The sequence below is a fragment of the Hymenobacter sublimis genome, assembly GCF_023101345.1.
Taxonomy (GTDB): domain Bacteria; phylum Bacteroidota; class Bacteroidia; order Cytophagales; family Hymenobacteraceae; genus Hymenobacter; species Hymenobacter sublimis.
Window position 1 is genome coordinate 3,063,589 of the sequence record NZ_CP095848.1, and the last position, 21,416, is coordinate 3,085,004.

Below are 21,416 nucleotides of genomic sequence, written 5' to 3' on the forward strand. Positions count from 1 at the left end.
CGCAGGGCCCACCCCCGGAGCGCGTTTTTGTTTGATACACAGCACCGAAGCGCCGGCCTCGCCACCCTGGCGGGGCGGCAAAGATACGGAGTTTGAGACTATTTGCTACAGTACAAAGGGTTATTACTCGACCAACTTTATCCTATCTGAGACAGTGTGTTACCCAACCCTACTAGGCCTCTCCGGCCTAACTCTATATTTAGTCCTTCTATAAATGTCGTAGTTGCCACTATCAACTCATGCTCACTAATAGACCTAGAGCAGGTAAATTCTTGCCAGATAGAATGAATGAGGTAACGAGTATTAGCAACAGGTTCTAGTGTCAGTATTGCTCCTTCTGCCTCATCATGATCCATTGTGAAATACTCCATAGACACTGGCTTTTTTGTTGCAATAAGCTTTCCTAGCCACTTATTTAATTCAGTTCCGAATTCGACTAACATTATATCGGGCTCCTGAAAAAATACCTGTCCGTCAATTTTGATCATCAATTCTCCTTCCAAGTACGCTACAGCGTATTTAATTTGATCATCAACTGGGCATCTTTGAATAGTAAATTCCAACTTGAGTTCTGTATCTATCATTGGATTTGAAATATCAGGTAGCTCAATAATAGAAATAGCGGCTTCAAGTAAAGCCGCTATTTCTATTATTGAAACTCTAGTTAACCTTACGCCCTACCCAACTCGCGCAAGTGGGCAACGTGGGAGGCTACGGCGTAGCGCATCTTGGGGTACTCGTTGTACTCTACGCCGAACTCCGCGCACATCTGGCGGATGATTTTGTTCAGGGCGGGGTAGTGCACGTGGGAGATGTTAGGAAACAGGTGGTGCTCAACCTGGAAGTTCAGGCCACCTACCAGCCAGCTAATCACCTTGTTATCCGTAGCGAAGTTGGCGGTGGTTTTGATCTGATGGATGGCCCACTCGTCCTCAATCTTGCGGGTGGTTTCGTGGGGCACTACGAAGCTGGTGTGCTCTACCGTATGCGCTAGCTGAAACACGATGCTCAGGGTGAAACCCGCTACGGCCATGAATACCAGGAAGCCTACTAGCCAGCTTACCACGCCTACCATATAAATAGGCAGGGCCACGAACAGCCCCAGGTGCAGCACTTTAAAGCCCCAGAACACGCCCTGGTCCGAGGCCGTCATTTTCTTGATGGGCATCTCCCCGATTTTGCCGCGGAAATACTTCTGATAGTCCATGTAGAAAATCCAGGCGATAAAGAGCAAGGCGTAGAAAAACCAGAAGTAGAGGTGCTGGAAGCGGTGGAGCTTGCGACGGGGCTGCTCCGGGCTCAGGCGCAGCCAGGGCTGGGCGTCGAGGTCGTCGTCCACACCTTCCACGTTGGTGTACATGTGGTGGATGAGGTTGTGCTTGGCGTTCCACATGTAGGAGTTGCCGCCCATTACGTTCAGGGTAAACGCGGCAAACTGGTTCATCCACTTTTTCTTGCTGAAGGAACCGTGGGCCCCGTCGTGCATGACGTTAAAGCCGATGGCCGCTCCAATAAAGCCCAGCAGGGCGCATTCAGCCACGCCTACCCAGGCAGTGGGCGTCCAGAACACAAGATGCAGGTAAACGGCTACAAAAGCGGCCGTTAGCAACACTGCTTTGAAGAACAGGGTTTTACCTCCCGTAGTGGATTTGCCAGCCTCGGCAAAGTAGGCGTTGGTGCGGCGCTTCAGTTCCTGGTGAAAGGAGCGGGAAGCCGCGAATTTGGGTGCTTGCATAAGGGGTGGTCAAGAAGAACGAAGACAAAGATACCGGTTCAGGTTTCCTCTTCGGCGTTTGGGGTAGGAAAGGCGGGATTTTGCACCACCATGATTGGCTCGTTTGCGGGAGGCGAGGTGCCCTGTTCGCTGGGTATGCAGGGCCGCGCCACCTCTGTAAGCCCAAGCAGATGCGCTTCGTTCATTTCCGCACCAGTTCTGCTTTACCAGCAAGCGGTAAATCCGGCTTTAGCAGGGGTCGTAACGCGGATACGGGTACAAACACCCGAATTTCTCCTTGGGCAAACGACGCTACCTCATAGGGCGAGTATACAAACACGGCCCCGCCGCTGGTCAGGTACACGTTGCGGGTAACGGGTAGCGTGTTCTCAAACAGTACCTCCGAGAGCGGTTGCCCTGGCCTCAGCCCCAAAACTAGGCGCGCGTAACGGCCTAGCAGCTGCTCTAGCTGGGCCTCGGTGCCAGGAAGAAAAATGTCAGGGTAGCGCAGGGTGCGGCCGGTGCGAGTATCGTAGCTGCAAACGGTGGTAGCGTAGTTACCGTGGGCACCGCCGCTGTAATCATACCTGGCATACCCGATGCTGAGTAAAGTACCCTCGTTCCAGAGCACATGGGTGCTGGTTTGCTGCTCGTAGCGGAAGGCAGCCAGCGGGCGGTAGGTGCTAGTATCCGCTTCCAGTTCGGTTAGCATGGGGCCGGCTTCCTGCTGATAGTCTTGGGTGAAGCTGCTGAGCTGTTTTTCCCACAGTGCGCGTAGAGTAGGCGCCGGGCGGGTAGTGAGGGAGTCGCCGCGCAGGTCCTGCAGCATGGTGGCCGTTAATGCAGCACGGCTACCACCTGCCACGGGTAGCAAGGCATGCAGCCCTACCCTACCGGTGATGGTGTCTTCCGGATGATTGGGACGGGCCGGTACGTTGGCCGTGAAGCTGCGCGAAACTAATTGCATACCCAACGGCACATGTATCCGCCGAAGAAGCACCGCTTTGCCGGCGCGGGTACCCATTAAATCGGGGCCCTGAAAGGCAAGCTGCCAGCGCGGCCCCTCCTGATGTGGCGGCATTACTTCCGCACTCATATCCTGCAGGGTAAGACTGTCGGTGGCGGCTGACCGGTTGCCTATAACCTCGTACGGGCGTCCATCGGCGGCGGAATAAAAGCCGACAAGTCGACTGGGCGAGGCCTCCCCCAGGCTTTCGGGTAAGCATTGTAGGTGCAGGGTGATGCTGTCAGAGGAGCCGGGCAGCACGCCCCTATACTGCCGGTACCAGGTGCCCGGCGAATCAGTCGGCTCGGCGCTGCCAGCCGCTACGGGCGACTTGGCGGTAGTGGTGTGCGCGGCGGAAGTATTGGGGTTGGAATTGCAGCCGGTTAGCAGTAACCCGAGGGCGGCGGCGGTGTAAAGTAACAGCCGCGGTAGGGCACGCAGGCGCGGAACAAAGGAGAGGCTCATCGGCCCAAAGAACGCAGAATTCGGGCGGTTCTTACAGGGGTGTGCAACATCTTGGCATCCGTCTATCCTCCACTAAGCCCAAGCGTATGTACAGACATTGTATCCTTTGTACGCTGTTCCTAACACCTTTCACCTTCTTTCCTATGAGCTACATTAAAGCAGGCCAAGACGCCAACGGCGAAGACGTTAAACTGCATTACATTGACCAGGGCCAGGGCAACCCTATCGTGCTGATTCACGGCTGGCCCGCTACCTATGAAATGTGGGAATATCAGCTGGCCGAGCTGCCTAAGCACGGCAACCGGGTAGTAGCCTACACCCGCCGAGGCTTCGGTAACTCCTCCAAAACCTGGGAGGGGAACGATTACGACACGTTTGCCGACGATTTGAATGCGGTGCTGGAAACCCTGAACCTGCAGAACGTAACCTTGGTCGGCTTTTCCATGGGTGGGGGCGAAATAGCCCGCTACATGAGCCGCTACGGCGGGGCCCGGGTAGCGCGCGTAGCCTTTGTTTCGGCCATAACGCCGTTCCTACTCAAAACCGATGATAACCCCGATGGGGCCGATAAATCGGTATTTGACGACATGGTGGAGAATATCCGCAAAGACCGGTTCGATTTCCTGCAGAGCTTCGGGAAAAAGTTTTTCGGTGTGGGCGTCATCAAACACCCGGTTAGCCAGGCTACCTTGGATTGGATGCAGTCGATGTGCCAGCTGGCCTCGCCCCGCGCCACGGAGCAGTGCGTATACGCCTTTGCCGCCACCGACTTCCGCCAGGACCTAGCTTCGCTTAAAGTACCGACCCTTGTTATCCACGGCAGCAGCGACGAAACCGTGCCGCCGAAAAACAGCGGGGAGCGGATGACCCAATACGTGCCCCACGCCCAATTCGTGGAGTACAGCGGCGCCCCGCACGGCCTGTTTGTAACGGAAAAAGACCGCCTGAACCGCGACTTGCTGGCCTTTGCCAGCGGGGGCACCGTAGGCGGCACATCTGATCAGTACTAGATGTAGTTTCCGACTGGAATTATAAAAAAGCGCCCCCGGCTATCCGCTAGGGGCGCTTTTTTTATGTGCCTCAAGCCAAGACTTTCATTATCTGAGGCGCCCATACGGCAGTTCTGGGTGCACAACTGAAAAACGTCATGCAAAGCCGAAGACGAAACATCCCGTGTGCTGAGGTATAAGTACTACTCCCAACCTCAGCACGCGAGATGCTTCGCCTCCGGCTCTGCATGACGTTCTTATGTGGCGTGGAAGGTTAGTCAGTAGCACACACCATTCTGGTACCCTCACTAGGCACAAAAAAACCGGTCAGCCGTTGGGCTGCCGGTTTTGTTAGTGAAGGTAGGGGTGCCAGTTTTGGTCGAGGGTACCGGCGCTGAGTTTGAGGAAGCCGGTGAGGGTAGGCTTTTTGGGTTGCTGCCTAATGGTAAGGCCGGCTTCCTGGGGGGTGCGGTGGCCCTTGGCGTGGTTGCACCGCGCGCAAGCCGTGAGCAGGTTAGCCCAACTCGAGTCGCCGCCCCTACTTCGGGGCAACACGTGGTCCAGGGTCAGGTTTTTCGTGGAGCCGCAGTACTGGCACTCGAAATGGTCCCGCTTCATGACGTTGTGCCGACTCAGGGCAATGCCCTTGTACGGCACCCGCACGTAGCGCTGCAACCGGATGATGCTGGGCTTGGGAAACGCCTTGCTTACCGTGCGCAACACCCCGTTTTCCGACTTGGCAATCAGTTCGGCTTTTTCTAAAAACAGAAGTACAAAGGCCTTCTGTACACTGCACAGCGTAATAGCCGTGTAGTCACCATTCAACACAAGCACTTTTTGGTCCATACACGCTAAGAAAAAGGAATCTGGTCTGGCAGAAAGCTAGATGATTCTTAGCGTATTAACAATAGCTACCCGGTTTAGTTCGGTAGGCTAATGCGGACAGCAAGCCCGACTATTCGTCGGGTAAAATTCGCTTAATCAGGCGGAGCTTGTGGCTGTACTTCTGCTGGTCGCGGCGGAAGATACCGTTGTGGTCCAAGGGGTCGATGCGCACCTCTCCGCTGGCGTGCAATATCTGTTGGTCTTCCAGCAGCAGGCCCACGTGAATGATGCGGCCCTCAGCGTTATCAAAGAAGGCAAGGTCGCCGGGGCGGGTTTGGGCCACGAAGTGCACCGGCTGCCCCAAGTTGATTTGCTGGTGGGCATCACGGGGTAGCTGCACCCCAACCAAGCCATACAGCTGCTGCATCAGCCCCGAGCAGTCGATGCCGAACAGGGTTTTACCGCCCCACAGGTAGGGTGCTTTCAGAAACGTAAGCGCCATTTTCTGCAGCAACCGGAGGCGCTGGTCGACGGGGCCGTGGGGGCCGTGGCCGTTCTGCGGGTTGGTAGCGGCGCCGTTATAAAACAGTTGCCGCTCGCCCAGGCGTAGGGTCATGCCGTCGAAAAAGGGTAGGCGGGCGCCCAGCGTTACTGGAACGCGGGTGGCCTCGTCGCTTACCATCTGCACCACGTCGAGGGTGCGGGGATGGTCCTGGGCCTGCCAGGCCTGCAGGTACTCCGCCGTTACGGGCAGGTGCTGCTTGCCATCAATCCAGCCCACATATTGGTCGGCGGCCAGCCGAATCTGCCGCCACTGCTCCTGGGCGCGCAAAATGGTATAGCACTCTCCGAAGATAAGCTGGGTGACAATTTCGGCCTTATCGGAAGGTTCGGCTCGTACCGGCACGGCGCTCAGGGCGCAGATTCCGTAATCCAAGACGGTGAACTGGTGAGATGGTGAAATGGTGAGTTGCTGTTCACCATGCGCAGAAGTAGACTACCTACGTGGGTAGTCGGCTGCTAATATACGGACGCGAAGCTCCCGCTTAATCGGCAACCAGCCAAACATCTATCCAAAAACTCACTGAATCACAATTTCACCATCTCACTTAATAATCCCGGGCGCGGTCCATTTCGCGCTTCTGATCTTTGGCTTTAAGGTCGTCGCGCTTGTCGAAAAGCTTTTTGCCTTTGGCCAGGGCAATTTCCAGCTTGGCAAAGCCCCGCTCATTCACGAACATGCGAATGGGAATGATGGTGAGGCCCTGCTCCTGGTTTTTGTTGGCTAGCTGCTTCAGCTCGCGCTTGTTGAGCAGGAGCTTGCGGGCACGGGTGGGCTCGTGGTTGTTGTAGGTACCCTCGGTGTACTTGGCAATGGTGAGGTTGTGCACCCACAGGCTACCGTCGGGGTGGAAAGTGCAGAAGCCGTCCTGAATCTGGACGCTACCCTCCCGGATGCTCTTGATTTCGGTGCCCTGCAGCATGATGCCCGCGTCGTACTTTACTAGGAAAGCATACTCGTGGCTGGCGCGGCGGTTGAGAATATTGACGCGCTTAGGCGTATCGTCTTTTTTGGTTGCCATAAAACTACTGATTAGGCAAGATTACGTTGATTTCACGGAGGAGGCTGGCCGGAGCAAAGAAATCAGGCGTGCTTACCTGTCCTTCCGACGCAGGAGGAATCCGGATTAAGCCGTTGGGTAGTAAACCCAGATTCCTCGCTCCGCTCGGAATAACAACCCTTTCTCCCGGGCCGGGCTACGCCAGCTTCAGGCGCGGATCGGAGCTGACGAGCTGGTCGGCAAAGTCGCCGGCCTCGTACTGAAACTGGGCCGTCATAGCCACCATGCCAGCGTTATCGGTGCAGTACTGAAAGGCCGGAATGAACACCTGCCAACCCTGGGTGGTAGCCTCATCCTGCAAGGCCTGGCGCAGGCCGCTGTTGGCGGCTACCCCACCGGCCAGGGCAATCTGGGCCAGGCCTTGGTCGTGGGCGGCGCGGCGTAACTGGCGCAGCAGGGTTTGGATGATGGTATGCTGGATGCTGGCGCAGAGGTCGGGCAGGTTTTCCTGGATGAAATTGGGGTTCTGAGCGGTTTCCTTTTTCAGGAAGTACAGCACCGCCGTTTTCAGCCCGCTAAACGAGAAATCGTACCCGGGCATAGCCCCAACTGGGAACGGAAAGCGTGTCGAATTTCCTTCGCGGGCCAGCTTGTCTAAGTGCGGGCCGCCGGGGTAAGGCAGCCCAAGCAGCTTGGCCGTTTTGTCGAAAGCTTCGCCGGCGGCGTCGTCAATGGTTTGGCCGATGATTTCCATGTCGAGGGCGCTACGCACGACTACCAGCTGGGTATGGCCGCCGCTCACGGTCAGGCACAGAAAGGGAAATACGGGCCGGGGCGCGTCAATGAAGTGGGCCAGAATGTGGGCCCGCATATGGTTCACAGCAATCAGCGGCTTGCCCAAAGCCAGGGCCAGGGTTTTGGCGAACATGCCGCCTACCAACAACGAACCTAGCAGGCCCGGCCCTTGAGTAAAGGCCACCGCATCAAGATCTTGCTTGCGGATGCCGGCTTTCTGCAGGGCGGCTTCCACCACCGGAATCAGGTGCTGCTGGTGGGCCCGGGACGCCAGTTCCGGCACTACCCCGCCGTACTGCTCGTGTACTTGCTGGGTAGCCACCACGTTGGAGCGGATTTCGCCGCCGACCAGTACGGCCGCCGACGTATCGTCGCAGGAAGACTCAATGGCGAGAATGACGGGATGCATGGAGGAATTAAAAATGAAGAATGAGGAAGGAAGAACTGGGCTGGCCCTACGTTGCGGTTGGTAGTGGTGAATGGGAGACGACCACAAGGAATTAAGAAGCATAGACAAGCGCCACCTGCATACAAGTGTCCGCCATCTTCAACTCTTCATTCCTAATTCTTAATTCCCTTCAAAGGTCGGGGCAAAACACCACATTGCCGCTTTCCGGCGTTTTACGTTAACCCTGGCCCCGCTGGTAACGTTTTTGCGCGGGGCCAACTTGCCAGGCAACGGTCGGGGTGAACCCTGTATCTTTGCTTCGGGCTGCCCTTCGCTTCTCCTGTTTCGCCTGTCCGTGCCTCGTTTTCTGTCCGTAACGCTCAAGGTTCTGTTTGCCCTGCTCCTGCTGGTTCTGCTGGCGGTGGTGGGTGCGCTGGTGGCCTTGCGCGTGCCTAGCGTACAAACCAACCTGGCCAAGCGGGCCGCCAGCATCCTCACCGACAAGCTCGGGCAGCAGGTAATCGTGGGCCGGGTAGATGTGCGCCCGTTCTCGCGGGTGCTGCTGGAAGGCGTGCGGGTGCTGGATAGGCGCGGCAATGAGCTGTTTAACATTGGCCGGGCCGACGCGGACATTCGCCTGTTTACCGTCTTCGACCCCAGCCACTTACACGTGGGCAAGCTCACGCTGGAGGAGCCGCGCTTTAACCTGATTACCTACAAAGACCAGCCCGACTCCACTACCCTTACCCAATTCATTAGCTCCATCAAGCGCCTGCTGGGCCCGCCGGATACCACCAAGGTCAGCAAGCCCTTCGATTTCAAGATTGAGGCCATTGGCCTGCGTAACGGCCGCTTCGTGCTGGAGCGCCAGGATGTACCGCGCATCCCGGAGTACGGCCGCACCATGGACTACGCCCATATGCAGCTGGACAGCATCTACGCCGATGCCGACCAGCTTTGGTTTAAGGGTGACACGATTCACGCCAACATCCGGGGCCTGCGCACCGTGGACACGCCCTCCGGCACCCGCCTGCGCGAGCTGACCTCGAACATGACCTACGCGGGCAAGTTCTGGGAGTTCGACAAGCTGATGTTGCGAGTACAGAACAGCCAACTCCACGACTACATCCGCTTCGAGTACGACCATTTCCTCAACTTCACGGACTTCAACGACTCGGTAAAGGTTATTGCCCGCCTGCAGCCCAGCCGCGTTTATTCCGACGACATTGCCAAGTTCGCGCCCCAGCCCTTCATGCGCGACCTGAAGGAAACTGTGCTGATTTCGGGGCAGGCCAAGGGCTATGTGCGCAACTTCACCACCAAAAACCTCGACATCCAATACGGGCGCAATTCCCGGGTGAAGGGCGACATTAACGTGGAAGGGCTGCCGAATTTCAAGGAGAGCTTCATAGAAATGCGCCTGCAGCCTTCCGTGGTCGATGGCCGTGACATTCGGCGCTACATTCCGGCCTCGGGCTGGCCCTACGTGCAGCGCCTGGGCACGGTGCGGCTGAAAGGTCAGTTCCTGGGTTTCTACAACGACTTCGTGGCCAACGGCTCCTTCCAAACGGCCCTGGGCTCAGTGGTATCCGACGTGAACCTGAAGTTCAAGGACGACCCGCGCTTCTCCAGCTACGAGGGCCAGGTGCGCACGACCGGTTTCCAGCTGGGCAAGCTGCTGGGCAACGAAAGCATGGTGCGCGACATCACCATGAACGGCAAGGTAGCCGGCGTAGGCTTTGATGCGCGCACGGCCCGCCTCACGGCCAATGCCACCGTGCAAAGCATCTGGCTGAACGGCTACCGCTACCGCAACATCACCACCAACGGCAAGTTCAGCCGGGAGTCGTTCACGGGCCAGGTGGCCGCCAACGACCCCAGCTTGCAGTTTGACGCCGACGGAACCATTGACCTCAACAAGGCTCGCCAGGCCTTCGACCTGCGGGCCCGGGTGCGCCGCGCCGATTTGCGGGCCCTGGGCCTGACCAAGCAAAGCGTGACCATAGCCACTACCGCCGACGTGAAGTTTCAGGGCCTGAAGCTGGACAACCTGCTGGGCTACGCGCGGTTGCGCAATTCGCGCCTGAGCTACGCCGGCCGCACTGTACCCGTGGATACCCTCGACATCATCAGCCGCTACGGGAATGGGCAGCGGCTGCTTACGGTGCGCTCTGAAGTGCTGAACCTGGATTTGGCCGGCAACTTCACGCCTACCACGGTCATTCGCGACGTAACCACGCTGGTAGCGGAGTATAAGCTCAACTTCCGGAGCAACGACGCCGACATTGCCGCCTACTACCGCCGCAAACGCCAGCGTCCTCTTCCCGACTACCAGATTGCCCTGAACCTGTACCTGAAGCGCCCGAACCCGGTGCTGCGCCTGTTCATGCCTCAGCTGTCTATCTCGGATTCAACCCGCATCGATGGGTCCTTCCGCAACGGGCAGACGTCTATTTTCCAGCTCGGGGGCCACGTGGATCAGTTCCGCTACGACAGCCTGCAGCTCACGGACAGCGACTTCGAACTCAACACGTCCAAGCTACCCTACCAGCCCGAGGTACTGGCCCAGGCCAACATCACCTCCGCCCGGCAGCGGGTGCCGGGGTTGGGCGCTACCGAGAAGTTCTACGTGGAGGGCGTCTGGGACCAGGAACGGATCAACTTTTCTACCTCCCTGGCCCAAACTGGTACCACCAACAAAGCCCAGATTAACGGGGCGCTGGCCTTCCTGGAAGATGCCGTCAAGATTACTTTCCGGCAATCGGGGGTGAATGTGCTGGGCAAGGAATGGACCATTGCGCCGGATAACTCCCTGCTGATTTCGGGGGGCGGCAAGGAGTTCGACTTTCAGAACGTGACTCTGAGTAACGGCAGCCAGAGCATCAGCGCCCAGGGTTTCCTTTCCCAAAACCCCAACAAGCCCCTGGCCCTCACGGTCAAGGACTTTGAGCTTTCTACCCTGAATGGGCTGACGGGCGGGCAGAAGTTTGCGGGCCGAGTAAATGCCCTGGGAACCATCAGCGGCGTGTACGGGCCGCTGGTTATCAATTCCTCGCTCAAGGTTGACTCCCTGCACATGGATAACGTGCTCATCGGCAACGTGCAGGGCCGCGGTGACTGGGACAACGGCGCCAAACGCTTGGCCGTGAACCTGGATGTGGAGCGAGACCAGCAGCGCGCCGTTACGGTAACGGGCACCTACACGCCCAGCGCCGAAACCCAGCAGCTCAACCTGACCGGCGTACTTGATAATGCGCCGATTAAGCTGGCTGAGCCCTTCCTGAACACCTTGTTTCGAGACTTGCAGGGCACGGCCGTGGGCACCCTGCGCCTGACCGGCAAGCTCTCTGCCCCCGTGCTCACCGGCAACCTCGACGTGACGAATGGACAGCTGACCTTTATCTACCTGGGCACCACCTACACCTTCGCCGACCGGATTCGCTTCCTGGAAGACCGGATTGCCCTGCAAAATATTGCTGTTCGTGACCCCCAGGGCAATACGGGGGTAGTAAACGGCAGCATTTTCCAACGGGGCTTTCAGGACATGCGGCTAGATTTGAATGCTTCGTTCCGCAAGCTGCAGGTGCTCAACACTACCCGCAAGGACAACGAGCTGTATTTCGGGCAGGCCTACGCTACGGGCACAGCCATCGTGCGCGGCCCCGCCGACAACCTGTTCATAAACGTGACGGCCCGCTCGGAAGCGGGTACCCGCGTTTCCCTACCCTTTGATAACGCCGCCAAGGCCGAGCAAGCCAAGTACATCAAGTTCGTGAACCGCAACCTGTCCGACACAGCCCGTACGGCCCGGGTGGAGGTAGCCGGCACCACGGATATTTCCGGTATCCGGCTGAACATGAACTTGGATATTACGCCTGATGCCTACGTGGAGCTGCTGCTTGATGAAAGCACCGGCGACATTATCCGGGGTACGGCTACTGGGCAGCTGCGCCTGAACATTGATACCCGCGGCGACTTCAATATGTACGGGCAGGTAGAGATTGTGCGCGGAGCTTACAACTTCACCTTGCAAGGGCTGGTGAACAAGGAATTTGTGGTACGTCCCGGTGGTACCATTGTCTGGAACGGCGACCCGCTGGCCGGCGAAATGAACGTGACGGCCACCTACACCCAGCGTACCTCCCTGGCCCCTATTGTATTTAATACGGGCTCCACGGGCACCAACACGGTAGTGGTACCCGTAACAGCCGTAATGAACCTGACCGGGCCACTGCTGCAACCCATTATCCGGCTGAACCTGGAGTTTAACGACATCCCTTCCTCCTTAGAAGGCGACCTAGCGCCCTTCCTCTCCGCCATTCGCAACGATGAGCAGGAGCTTAATCGCCAAGTATTCAGCCTAGTAGTATTCCGGCAGCTGACGCCGGTGGGCTCGTTGGCCGTTACTCGGCTGGAAGGCGGCAACAATGCCTTGGGCAATAGTCTGGGCCAGATTATTTCCACCCAACTTGGCCTGCTTACCTCCCAGATTGACCCCAACCTGGAAATTAGCTTTAACCTGAACGGTCTGACGGCCGAGGACTTGCAAGCCTTGCAGCTGCGCCTGAGCTACTCCTTTCTGAACGGCCGCCTGCGCATCACCCGCGAGGGCAGCCTAGGCGGCAACGTGGGCAATGGCGTGGCTGGGGGCGGCACTCAACCCATTGCCAACGCGCAAAGCTCCCTACTCGGCGACCTGAGCCTGGAATACTACCTGCGCCCCGACGGAAAATTCCGGGCCAAGCTGCGCTACGAAACAACCCCGCGCGACTTAACCGGCCTCAGCCAAGCTAATCAGGCCCGCGCTGGCGTCTCGCTGCTACACACCGAGCAATTCGACTCGTTCCGGGAGCTGGTGGCCCGCAAGCGCCTGCGCCGCCGCGACCAGAACGCCCGCAAAGCCCGCGAATTACAAATCGACGACGACCCCCGAACGGCTATGTAAAGGTGAAATTATGAAGGGTGAAGTTGTGAAATACACAAGGCACTCTTCACACATTTTCACAACTTCACCCTTCACCATTTCACTCTTATCCATGAACCGACCAACCCGCAAGAAGAAGCTGGGCAGCTACCCGCACACGATGGTGGTGTTCAGCATCACGCTGGCCCTGCTGGTGATTGGCTTGTTCGGGCTGCTGCTGATTCATGCCCACAAGATTTCGACCCTGGTAAAAGAGAACCTGGAAATGCAGGTGTACTTGGAGCGCGGCCTGCCCGAAACCCAGCTACTACGCCTCCAGCAGGACCTCTCCCGCAAGCCCTACGTGGCCGTGAAAGCCCGCCAACCCCAGGTGCGCTTCCTCTCCAAGGAAGAAGGCGCCAAGCAGCTTATCGACCAGACCGGCGAGGATTTCCAGCAGTTTCTCGGCGACAATCCTTTGCGCGACGCCTACCTGCTGAAAATCAACGCCGATTACGCCGATGCCCAAAACCTGGCCCGCATCAAGCAGGAGCTGAAGCAAGAGCCGGGCGTGTTCGAGGTGGAGTACGTGGAAAGCCTGATTACCTCCGTCAACAAAAACTTGCGCAACGTGAGCTTGGTGCTGCTCGGCTTTGCGGCAGTACTGACGTTTGTGGTGGTGGTCCTTATCAACAATACCATCAAGCTGGCCCTGTTCTCCCAGCGCTTTCTGATTCGGAGCATGCAACTAGTGGGGGCTACCTCTTCCTTTATTCAGTGGCCTTTTCTGCGGCGGGCGGTGTGGCAGGGTTTGGTAAGTGGCGTGCTGGCCGGGCTGCTGTTACTGGCTCTGCTGCAGTACGCCTACCTGCAACTGGAGGAACTACGTCTCTTCCGCGACGAGCAGCTGATTGGGGTTCTGGTGGCGGCGCTTATTGTGCTAGGCATGGGCATCGGCTTCCTTAGTTCCTGGCGCGCCGTGCGCAAGTACACCAGCATGTCGCTCGATGAATTGTATTAAAGGTGAGGTGGTAAGCTGGTGCGTTAGCCGTTACAACAAGACCGTCATCTTGAGCTTAGCAAAGGATAACAGGCGGTTGTAGCTCACTCACTCATTCATCACCTCACAATCACTATTTCGCCACCTCACATTCCCTACCTTTGCCCTATGGAACCGAACACAACCCCTCGCTTTGCCTTCGGGCCGCGCAACTACCGGCTGATGTTTATTGGCCTGGCTGTGCTGGCTGCGGGCTTTATCACGATGATGCTGGACTCGGAAGATTACGGCGAAGGGTTTCTGGGCATTACGCTGGGTCCCATTCTGCTGGCCATCGGCTTCGTGATTGAGTTCTGGGCCATCATGACCCGCCCCGGCACTACGGCTCCAACGGCTCTGGACCCCACTACCACCACTACCGTCCCTTCCCAGCCCGTACCGGCCGCGCCGGTAGCGCCCACGGTGCCTCCGCAAGCTCCTAGCTATAAGCGTTAATTTCTGAGGACGTAGGGCTTAGGGCCTGCGTGTCGTGCAATAAAATTGCATTGGACAGCACACGCCAGCCCCCAAGCCCCACGTCGCCTTGATCCTAATCTCCTGACTATGTCGTACTGGCACGCCCTGCTGCTAGCTATTGTGGAAGGTCTGACCGAGTTTCTACCCGTTTCCAGCACGGGGCACATGATTATCGTCGCCAACCTGCTCGGCATCGGACAGCTGTCTTTCACCGATACCTTTATTACGTCCATCCAGTTTGGTGCTATTCTCTCGGTAGTGGTGCTTTACTGGCGGCGTTTTCTGCAGAGCCTTGACTTCTACTTGAAGTTGGCGGCGGCCTTCATTCCCTTTGGCATCCTGGGGTTTCTGCTAAAAGATGTCATTGAGGCACTCCTGAAGAACGTAGCGGTAGTAGCCTGGTCTCTGGTGCTGGGCGGCGTGGTGCTCCTCTTCATTGACCGGCTTTTCACCGGGGAGCGGAAGCAGGTTACTACGCCCAGTTTTGCCCAGGCCGTACGTATTGGTTTGTTCCAGTGTATTGCTCTGATTCCGGGTGTTTCGCGCTCCGCCGCTACTATTGTGGGCGGTCTGGCCCAGGGTTTTGACCGGCGTTCAGCCGCCGATTTCTCCTTTCTGCTGGCCGTACCCACCATGTTTGTCATCACGGCCTATCAGCTCTACAAAACCTTCAAAATAGCTGCTCCGGGCGCTCAAGACATTAAAGTGTTGCTTTTTGGCAACGTCGTGGCCTTCATCGTGGCCCTACTGGCCGTTAAGTCCTTCGTCGATTTTGTGTCGCGCTTTGGGTTTCGGGCCTTTGGCCTGTACCGCATTGTAGTAGGAGTTATCATTCTGGTGATGCTGGCGCTGGGCATTCCGCTTCAAATCATTTAGGCACGTTGTATTGTCCTTCCGACGCCGGAGGAAGCTGAGTTACTAAGTTCAACGGCTTAACCCAGCTTCTGCCGGCGTCGACGGGACAGGTCGCCGCTTGTTAAAGGGTAGTTGGCCGAGCCCCTACCCCCTTTCGCTTATGGAACACCCCGAACACTCCTCTGCGCCGTTGCCCGCCGATGCCGCAGCTACCGCGCCGCCCGCTACCCCGCTGCCGGCTTTCGACTTTGAAGCCGGCGAAGTGCTCCTGGTGGACAAGCCCCTGACGTGGTCTTCCTTTGACGTGGTGCGTAAGGTCAAGAACACGTTGCGCATTAAGAAAATCGGGCACGCGGGCACCCTTGATCCGCTGGCTACGGGCCTGCTGATTTTGTGTACGGGCAAGAAAACCAAGGAAATCGACCAAATTCAGGCCCAGGAAAAGGAGTACACCGGCACGTTCCGCCTTGGCCAAACGACTCCTAGCTTCGACCTGGAAACCCCCGTGGACCAGGAGTTGCCTTACGCGCAGCTAACCGAGGAGCAGCTCCGCGCCGCCCTGCAACCCTTTACCGGGCTGGTTGAGCAAACGCCCCCGCTCTTTTCCGCCGTGAAAGTGAACGGGGAGCGGGCGTATGAAGTAGCTCGCCGGGGTGGCGAGGCCGAAATCAAAAGCAAGCAGATTACCATTCGGGAGTTTGAGCTGACGCGCATTGCGTTGCCCGAGGTTGACTTCCGGGTGGTGTGCTCCAAGGGTACCTACATCCGCAGCATGGCCCGCGACTACGGGGCTGCCCTGGGCTGCGGTGCCCACCTAACCAAGCTGGTGCGCACCCGCATTGGGCAGTACCGGCTCTCCGACGCCCTGACCATGGAGGCCATTCAGGCCCTGCGTCCGCCGCGCCCGGCCGGAGAAACGGAGCGCCCGGAACGCCCGCGGCGGCAGCGCCAACCGGAGCGCCGGGCCGGCCTCGATTACTTTAACGCCACCCACGGTACTCCTCCCAACGAACCCCAATAGGTTCTAGCCAGTACACTCTAGCACAGTAGGGCTCTCCCACTCACTCTTTCACTACTTCACCGCTGATGCACGTCATTCAGGACCCCACGCAGTTTCCGCACCTTGGCAATGCCGTGGTTACCAGCGGCACCTTCGACGGGGTTCATGTGGGGCACCAGCAGATTTTGCGGCGCCTGCGCGAGGTGGGGCAGCACACGGGCGGCCCCACGGTAGTTATTACTTACTGGCCCCATCCCCGGCTGGTGCTGGCTCCGCCGCCTACCCACCCCGAGCCTCTGGACCTGTACCTGCTCAATACCCTGGAGGAGCGCAGTGCCAAGCTATCCGAATTAGGCGTCGACTACCTCTTGATTGTTCCTTTCACTCGCGAGTTTGCCGCCTGGACCTCCGAGGAATACATTCAGAACATTCTGCTGCGCACGGTGGGCACCCGCACCTTAGTTATTGGTTACGACCACCGCTTCGGTAAAAACCGGGAGGGCGGCTTTGAGTACCTGAGCCAGCACTCGGGCCGCTACGGCATGAGCGTAGAGGAGATTCCGCGCGAGGATGTGGACGCCGTGGGCGTGAGCAGCACCCGCATCCGGAGGGCCCTGGAGGCCGGCGACGTGCAAACCGCCAACCGCTACCTGGGTTACAATTACCCATTCACGGGCCTAGTTGTGAAAGGCCGGCAGCTGGGCCGCACCATCGGGTGGCCGACAGCTAATATCGTTTGCCCGGAGCCCCTGAAGCTGGTTCCGGCTCGGGGCGTGTACGCCGTGCGCGCCACCACGGCCGCGGGCGCTACCTACCCTGCCATGCTCAACATTGGCGTGCGCCCCACCGTGGCCGGTGGCCTCGACCAAACGGTAGAGGCCCACCTGCTAGGCTTTGAGGGCGACCTGTACGATCAGAGCCTAAAAGTAGAATTCGTAGCCCGCCTGCGTGATGAGCAGAAGTTCAATGGCCTTGACGCCCTGAAAGCCCAGCTAGCCCAAGATGCGGAGGCAGCTCGGGCGGCTTTGTAAAGGGTGTTGAGTTGAAGCATAGTAGGTAAAGGCCACAACCTCATAATGGTGATAGGTAAGAAAGAACGTCACTCCCTTCGGAATGACGTTCTTTCTTACCTATCACTTCTTTACCTCCTCACCTGTTACCTCACTTCTTTATCTTGCTGCTCCAAATTCTTCCCACCCCATGATCAACAAAGTAGTGGCCGGTCCGGCCGAGGCCCTGCGCGGCCTCACCGACGGCATGACCCTGATGCTCGGCGGCTTTGGCCTGTGCGGCATTCCCGAAAACTCCATCCAAGAAATTTTGCGCCTGGGCGTACGCAACCTTACCTGCATCAGCAACAATGCCGGCGTCGATGATTTCGGCATTGGCCGCCTGCTGCAAACCAAGCAGGTGCGCAAGATGATTTCCAGCTACGTGGGCGAAAACGCCGAGTTTGAGCGCCAGTTGCTCTCGGGCGAGTTGGAAGTAGAGCTGATTCCGCAGGGCACCCTGGCCGAGCGGTGCCGGGCCGGCGGCGCGGGCATTCCGGCTTTCTACACCCCGGCTGGCTACGGCACGGAGGTAGGCGAAGGCAAGGAAAGCCGGGAGTTCAATGGCAAAATGTACCTGCTGGAAACCGCCTTGCACGCCGATTTTGCTTTCGTGAAGGCCTGGAAAGGCGACACGGCCGGTAACCTCATCTACAAAGGCACGGCCCGCAACTTCAACCCCATGATGGCTACAGCCGGTAAAATCACGGTAGCGGAAGTGGAGGAGCTAGTGCCTGCCGGCGAGCTGGACCCCAACCAGATTCATACGCCTGGCATCTTCGTGCAGCGTATTTTCGAAGGCGAAAACTACGAGAAGCGCATTGAGCAGCGCACGGTTTCTTCAAGTAAAAATTGAGAATTAAAAAGTAAAAACTGGTCACACGGCCTCGCTCCAGCGCACTTGACGACGACCAGTTTTTACCTCAATTTTTGATTTTTAATTCTTCGTTTTTAACTGAAATCATGCTCGACAAACACGGCATTGCCCGGCGCATTGCGCAAGAAGTAGAAAACAATTCCTACGTCAACCTCGGCATTGGTATTCCGACGCTGGTTGCCAACTATATCCCCGAGGGCATCAACGTGGAGCTGCAGTCCGAGAACGGGCTGTTGGGCATGGGCCCCTTCCCCACCGATGACCAGGTAGACCCCGACCTCATCAACGCCGGCAAGCAAACCGTAACGACGCTGCCCGGCTCTAGCCTCTTCAGCTCCGCCGACTCCTTCGCCATGATCCGCGGCGAGCATGTGGACCTGACAATTCTGGGTGCCATGGAGGTTTCGGAAACCGGTGACATTGCCAATTGGAAGATTCCGGGCAAAATGGTGAAAGGCATGGGCGGCGCCATGGACCTAGTGGCCTCGGCTAAAAACATCATCGTGGCCATGCAGCACGTAGCCAAGGACGGCTCCAGCAAGCTGCTGCCCGCCTGTACGCTACCCATTACCGGTCTGCGTTGCGTCAAGAAAATCGTGACCGAGCTGGCCGTACTAGACGTTACGCCCGACGGCTTTGTGCTGCGCGAGCGGGCGCCCGGCGTCACCGTAGAGCAGATTAAAGCCGCCACGGCGGGGAAACTGGTGGTACCAGATGAGGTACCCGAAATGACTGGTGTCTAATCCGCTAAGTGGTTGATTTGGCGTTCCGCTAGCCCCAGCGGAGCCGCATAATGGCAGAACAAGCTATAATGTATAGGGCAGCGCCCCGGCGGGGCAACACCAATTATTCAACGATTGGTGTTGCCCCGCCGGGGCGCAGCCGCTTTATAATGCCGGTTTACTTGCTACTACTTACTGTGAGTTGAAAAATGCCTTGGCCATGATGTGCTTGGCCGCTTCCAGGGTAAAGTGGGAAAAGTGGCGGCGGAAATGAGTTAGGGCCTCGGGCGGAGTAAGGCCGCCGGCTCGCACGGCATCGGCCAGGTAAAGGGCTAGCGTGTCGGGTTGGCCAGTGAGGGCCGGAAATTCATGGTGGTCTTTGTAGCGGCTCAGGATAGAAACGCGCAGTTCGGCCGAAGCACCGGGTACCTGCCGCAGCAGCCGCTCCATCAGCAGTTGCACTTCATCCATGAACATGGTGCGGGCCAGGCCGTGAGGGGCGGGCACGGCCTGGCCTGCCACGGCGGTCAGCAGCACGGCAGCGGGGCTTTCGGGGGCCCAACGTGTGGTATCCGGCGGGGCACACAGCCAGGCCGTGGGCAGAAACGCCTCCGGAGCACGCAAGATGCGCTCCAGCGTTTGCAGACGTCGTTCTTCGGGCGGTAGCATACGGCAAGGTACGACGATACCGGCGGATGGGGATGTACCACCAGGCTTTTGGCAACTCCCGGCACTTGGTAGCCTGTGCGGACTTGTTTGTCTTCTGGTAGTGGGGCCGCTCCGGGTTAACTTTCTACCAAAGGCGTAATGAGCCTTTTTACTACCTAATTTGTTAGGTCGTCGTAAGACAAGCGCCGCGCCCAAGAACCGGGCGGTATCTTTGCGCTTCTTCCCCCGACATTCTCCTCTGACACTTCTATGGCAACGAGTTCTAACGGCAAGGCCAATGGTGCCCACGCCAAAAAACAAACTTTACCCGGCATGCCCTCGAATCCGGAGCTGCTGACGCCCACGGCCATTCCGGCCCACAAGCTGGTGTTGCGCACCTTAAAGCGTGGCGACTTTAAGGCCGTGAAGGAAATCATGGACAAGGTGTACTCCAACATGGAGGGCTCCTGGTCGCAGGACGAGTACAACGCCCTGCTGAAGAAATTCCCCGAGGGCCAGATCTGCATTGAGGACAACGGGCAGGTAGTAGCTGCCGCTTTGGCCATCATTGTGCAGTACTCCGACTTTGGCGACCGACACACCTACGCTAAAATCACGGGTCACGGCAAGTTCAACACCCACAACCCCGACGGTGACACGCTCTACGGCGTGGACGTGTTCGTGGACCCCGAGTACCGCTCCCTGCGTTTGGGCCGCCGCCTCTACGACGCTCGTAAGGAGCTCTGCGAAAACCTGAACTTGCGCGCTATGGTAGCCGGCGGCCGGATTCCGGGCTACGCGGCTTATGCCAACGAAATGACGCCGGCTAAGTACGTAGAAATGGTGCGGGCCAAGGAAATAACCGACCCCATTCTCACGTTCCAGCTTTCCAACGAGTTTCACGTTCGTAAAATCATTCGGGGCTACCTTCCCTACGACTCCGAGTCGAAGGCGTATGCTACCCTGCTGGAGTGGATTAACGTGTACTACGACGAGGAATCCGACAAGCTGATTGGTAACCAGAAGTCGAACGTGCGCATTGGCATTGTGCAGTGGCAGATGCGGGCTACCAAAAATCTGGAGGACTTTTTCCAGCAAATGGAGTTTTTCGTGGACACCGTGTCGGGCTATAAGGCTGACTGCGTGCTGTTCCCGGAGTTCTTCAACGCTCCTATGATGGCGCTTACCAACGAGGAGTCGCCTTCGGTGGCTATCCGCTCGATGGCGGCCTTCACCGAACCCATCAAAACCAAGATGATGGAGCTGGCCGTGAGCTACAACATCAACGTTATTGCCGGCTCCATGCCGCTCTATGATGATGGCAAGCTCTACAACGTCAGCTACCTCTGCCGCCGCGACGGTACTGTGGACGAGCAGTACAAGCTGCACGTAACCCCCGACGAAGCCAGCTACTGGGGCATGCGTGGCGGCGACAAGCTACGCTGCTTCGACACGGATTTCGGCAAAATAGGCATCCTGATTTGTTACGACGTGGAGTTCCCTGAACTCTCCCGCATGCTCTCCGATGAGGGCATGAAGATTCTGTTCGTGCCGTTCTGGACCGATACTAAGAATGCTTACCAGCGCGTGCGCCTCTGCGCCCAGGCTCGGGCCATTGAAAACGAGTGCTACGTGGCCATCACGGGCTCGGTGGGCAACCTGCCCCGCGTCGAGAACATGGACATTCAGTACTCGCAGAGTGCCGTGTTCAGCCCCTCGGACTTCGCCTTTCCCCACGACGCCATTGTGGCCGAAGCAACCCCGAACACGGAAATGACCCTCATTGCCGACCTCGACCTCGACCTGCTCAAGGACCTGAACACGAGCGGGGCCGTGCGCAACCTCCGCGACCGGCGCAAGGACCTGTACTCGCTGAGCTGGGCCAAGAAAACGGAGCGCGACGACGAACTTCTGGCCCAGGGCGAGGAGCGCGCCCCCAAAAGCACTAGCCGCCGCAAAGCGGTAGCGGCAGGCTAAGTGTTTGCTTGTTAAAGCCAAAGCTTTTTCGTATTACGAACGGCCTGTCAAGTAGTTTGACAGGCCGTTTCGTTGTCTGCTATGGGTATAGCTTTTTGTCTTTTAGGAGCGGAAGCCGGCTTCCT

18 protein-coding genes are annotated in these 21,416 nt (G+C 57.9%); 10 read left to right on the forward strand and 8 right to left on the reverse strand.

Features of this window, described 5'->3' with window-relative positions:
• Window positions 1-137: 137 nt before the first annotated feature.
• The 3 genes from MWH26_RS12755 to MWH26_RS12765 form a co-directional block, all read right to left on the reverse strand.
• Window positions 138-584 carry a DUF7878 domain-containing protein gene (locus MWH26_RS12755; RefSeq protein WP_247974593.1) on the reverse strand — a complete coding sequence of 149 codons (447 nt, stop codon included), beginning with the start codon at window positions 582-584 and terminating at the stop codon, window positions 138-140.
• 86 nt (window positions 585-670) lie between these two features.
• Complete coding sequence (locus tag MWH26_RS12760; RefSeq protein WP_244696993.1) at window positions 671-1,735, reverse strand: fatty acid desaturase family protein; 1,065 nt, start codon at window positions 1,733-1,735, stop codon at window positions 671-673.
• Between the two features lie 181 nt (window positions 1,736-1,916).
• Window positions 1,917-3,185, reverse strand: a complete 1,269-nt coding sequence (locus MWH26_RS12765) for a PdaC/RsiV family protein (RefSeq protein ID WP_247974594.1) — start codon at window positions 3,183-3,185, stop codon at window positions 1,917-1,919.
• A 143-nt stretch (window positions 3,186-3,328) separates the two neighbouring features.
• On the opposite strand from MWH26_RS12765, the gene MWH26_RS12770 reads away from it, so the two are divergent.
• Entirely contained in the window at window positions 3,329-4,195 is an 867-nt protein-coding gene (locus tag MWH26_RS12770; protein ID WP_247974595.1) for an alpha/beta fold hydrolase, read from the forward strand.
• A gap of 330 nt (window positions 4,196-4,525) precedes the next feature.
• Here the strand turns inward: MWH26_RS12770 and MWH26_RS12775 are convergent, their stop codons facing one another.
• The 4 genes from MWH26_RS12775 to tsaD all read right to left on the reverse strand — a co-directional run bounded on the left by MWH26_RS12775 (window position 4,526) and on the right by tsaD (window position 7,765).
• Entirely contained in the window at window positions 4,526-5,020 is a 495-nt protein-coding gene (locus MWH26_RS12775; RefSeq protein WP_188559190.1) for an HNH endonuclease, read from the reverse strand.
• A gap of 109 nt (window positions 5,021-5,129) precedes the next feature.
• Window positions 5,130-5,936, reverse strand: coding sequence for a C40 family peptidase (locus MWH26_RS12780; RefSeq protein ID WP_247974596.1), 807 nt, complete (start codon window positions 5,934-5,936; stop codon window positions 5,130-5,132).
• 172 nt (window positions 5,937-6,108) lie between these two features.
• Window positions 6,109-6,582 (reverse strand): SsrA-binding protein SmpB, encoded by a 474-nt coding sequence (gene smpB, locus MWH26_RS12785; protein ID WP_244696999.1) that lies wholly within the window; start codon window positions 6,580-6,582, stop codon window positions 6,109-6,111.
• 175 nt (window positions 6,583-6,757) lie between these two features.
• A complete protein-coding gene (gene tsaD, locus MWH26_RS12790; protein ID WP_247974597.1) occupies window positions 6,758-7,765 on the reverse strand; it encodes a tRNA (adenosine(37)-N6)-threonylcarbamoyltransferase complex transferase subunit TsaD in 1,008 nt (335 codons plus the stop codon).
• A gap of 334 nt (window positions 7,766-8,099) precedes the next feature.
• Between tsaD and MWH26_RS12795 the strand changes: the two genes are divergently transcribed.
• The 8 genes from MWH26_RS12795 (at window position 8,100) to MWH26_RS12830 (ending at window position 18,687) form a co-directional block, all read left to right on the forward strand.
• Complete coding sequence (locus tag MWH26_RS12795) at window positions 8,100-12,689, forward strand: translocation/assembly module TamB domain-containing protein (protein WP_247974598.1); 4,590 nt, start codon at window positions 8,100-8,102, stop codon at window positions 12,687-12,689.
• A 91-nt stretch (window positions 12,690-12,780) separates the two neighbouring features.
• Complete coding sequence (locus tag MWH26_RS12800; RefSeq protein ID WP_244697002.1) at window positions 12,781-13,668, forward strand: cell division protein FtsX; 888 nt, start codon at window positions 12,781-12,783, stop codon at window positions 13,666-13,668.
• A 147-nt stretch (window positions 13,669-13,815) separates the two neighbouring features.
• Window positions 13,816-14,142 (forward strand): DUF3098 domain-containing protein, encoded by a 327-nt coding sequence (locus MWH26_RS12805; RefSeq protein WP_244697003.1) that lies wholly within the window; start codon window positions 13,816-13,818, stop codon window positions 14,140-14,142.
• Between the two features lie 108 nt (window positions 14,143-14,250).
• Window positions 14,251-15,039 (forward strand): undecaprenyl-diphosphate phosphatase, encoded by a 789-nt coding sequence (locus MWH26_RS12810; RefSeq protein ID WP_244697004.1) that lies wholly within the window; start codon window positions 14,251-14,253, stop codon window positions 15,037-15,039.
• Window positions 15,040-15,178: 139 nt separating this feature from the next.
• Window positions 15,179-16,039, forward strand: coding sequence for a tRNA pseudouridine(55) synthase TruB (truB, locus tag MWH26_RS12815; RefSeq protein WP_247974599.1), 861 nt, complete (start codon window positions 15,179-15,181; stop codon window positions 16,037-16,039).
• A gap of 65 nt (window positions 16,040-16,104) precedes the next feature.
• A complete protein-coding gene (locus MWH26_RS12820) occupies window positions 16,105-17,049 on the forward strand; it encodes a bifunctional riboflavin kinase/FAD synthetase (protein ID WP_247974600.1) in 945 nt (314 codons plus the stop codon).
• A gap of 169 nt (window positions 17,050-17,218) precedes the next feature.
• Window positions 17,219-17,923 (forward strand): CoA transferase subunit A, encoded by a 705-nt coding sequence (locus MWH26_RS12825; RefSeq protein WP_247974601.1) that lies wholly within the window; start codon window positions 17,219-17,221, stop codon window positions 17,921-17,923.
• 107 nt (window positions 17,924-18,030) lie between these two features.
• On the forward strand, window positions 18,031-18,687 hold the full coding sequence (locus tag MWH26_RS12830; RefSeq protein ID WP_244697007.1) for a CoA transferase subunit B: 657 nt from the start codon (window positions 18,031-18,033) through the stop codon (window positions 18,685-18,687).
• 171 nt (window positions 18,688-18,858) lie between these two features.
• Here the strand turns inward: MWH26_RS12830 and MWH26_RS12835 are convergent, their stop codons facing one another.
• Window positions 18,859-19,335, reverse strand: coding sequence for a hypothetical protein (locus tag MWH26_RS12835; protein WP_247974602.1), 477 nt, complete (start codon window positions 19,333-19,335; stop codon window positions 18,859-18,861).
• A 312-nt stretch (window positions 19,336-19,647) separates the two neighbouring features.
• Here MWH26_RS12835 and MWH26_RS12840 point away from each other — a divergent pair, with 312 nt between their 5' ends.
• Window positions 19,648-21,291, forward strand: a complete 1,644-nt coding sequence (locus MWH26_RS12840) for a bifunctional GNAT family N-acetyltransferase/carbon-nitrogen hydrolase family protein (protein WP_247977094.1) — start codon at window positions 19,648-19,650, stop codon at window positions 21,289-21,291.
• Window positions 21,292-21,416 lie beyond the last annotated feature (125 nt).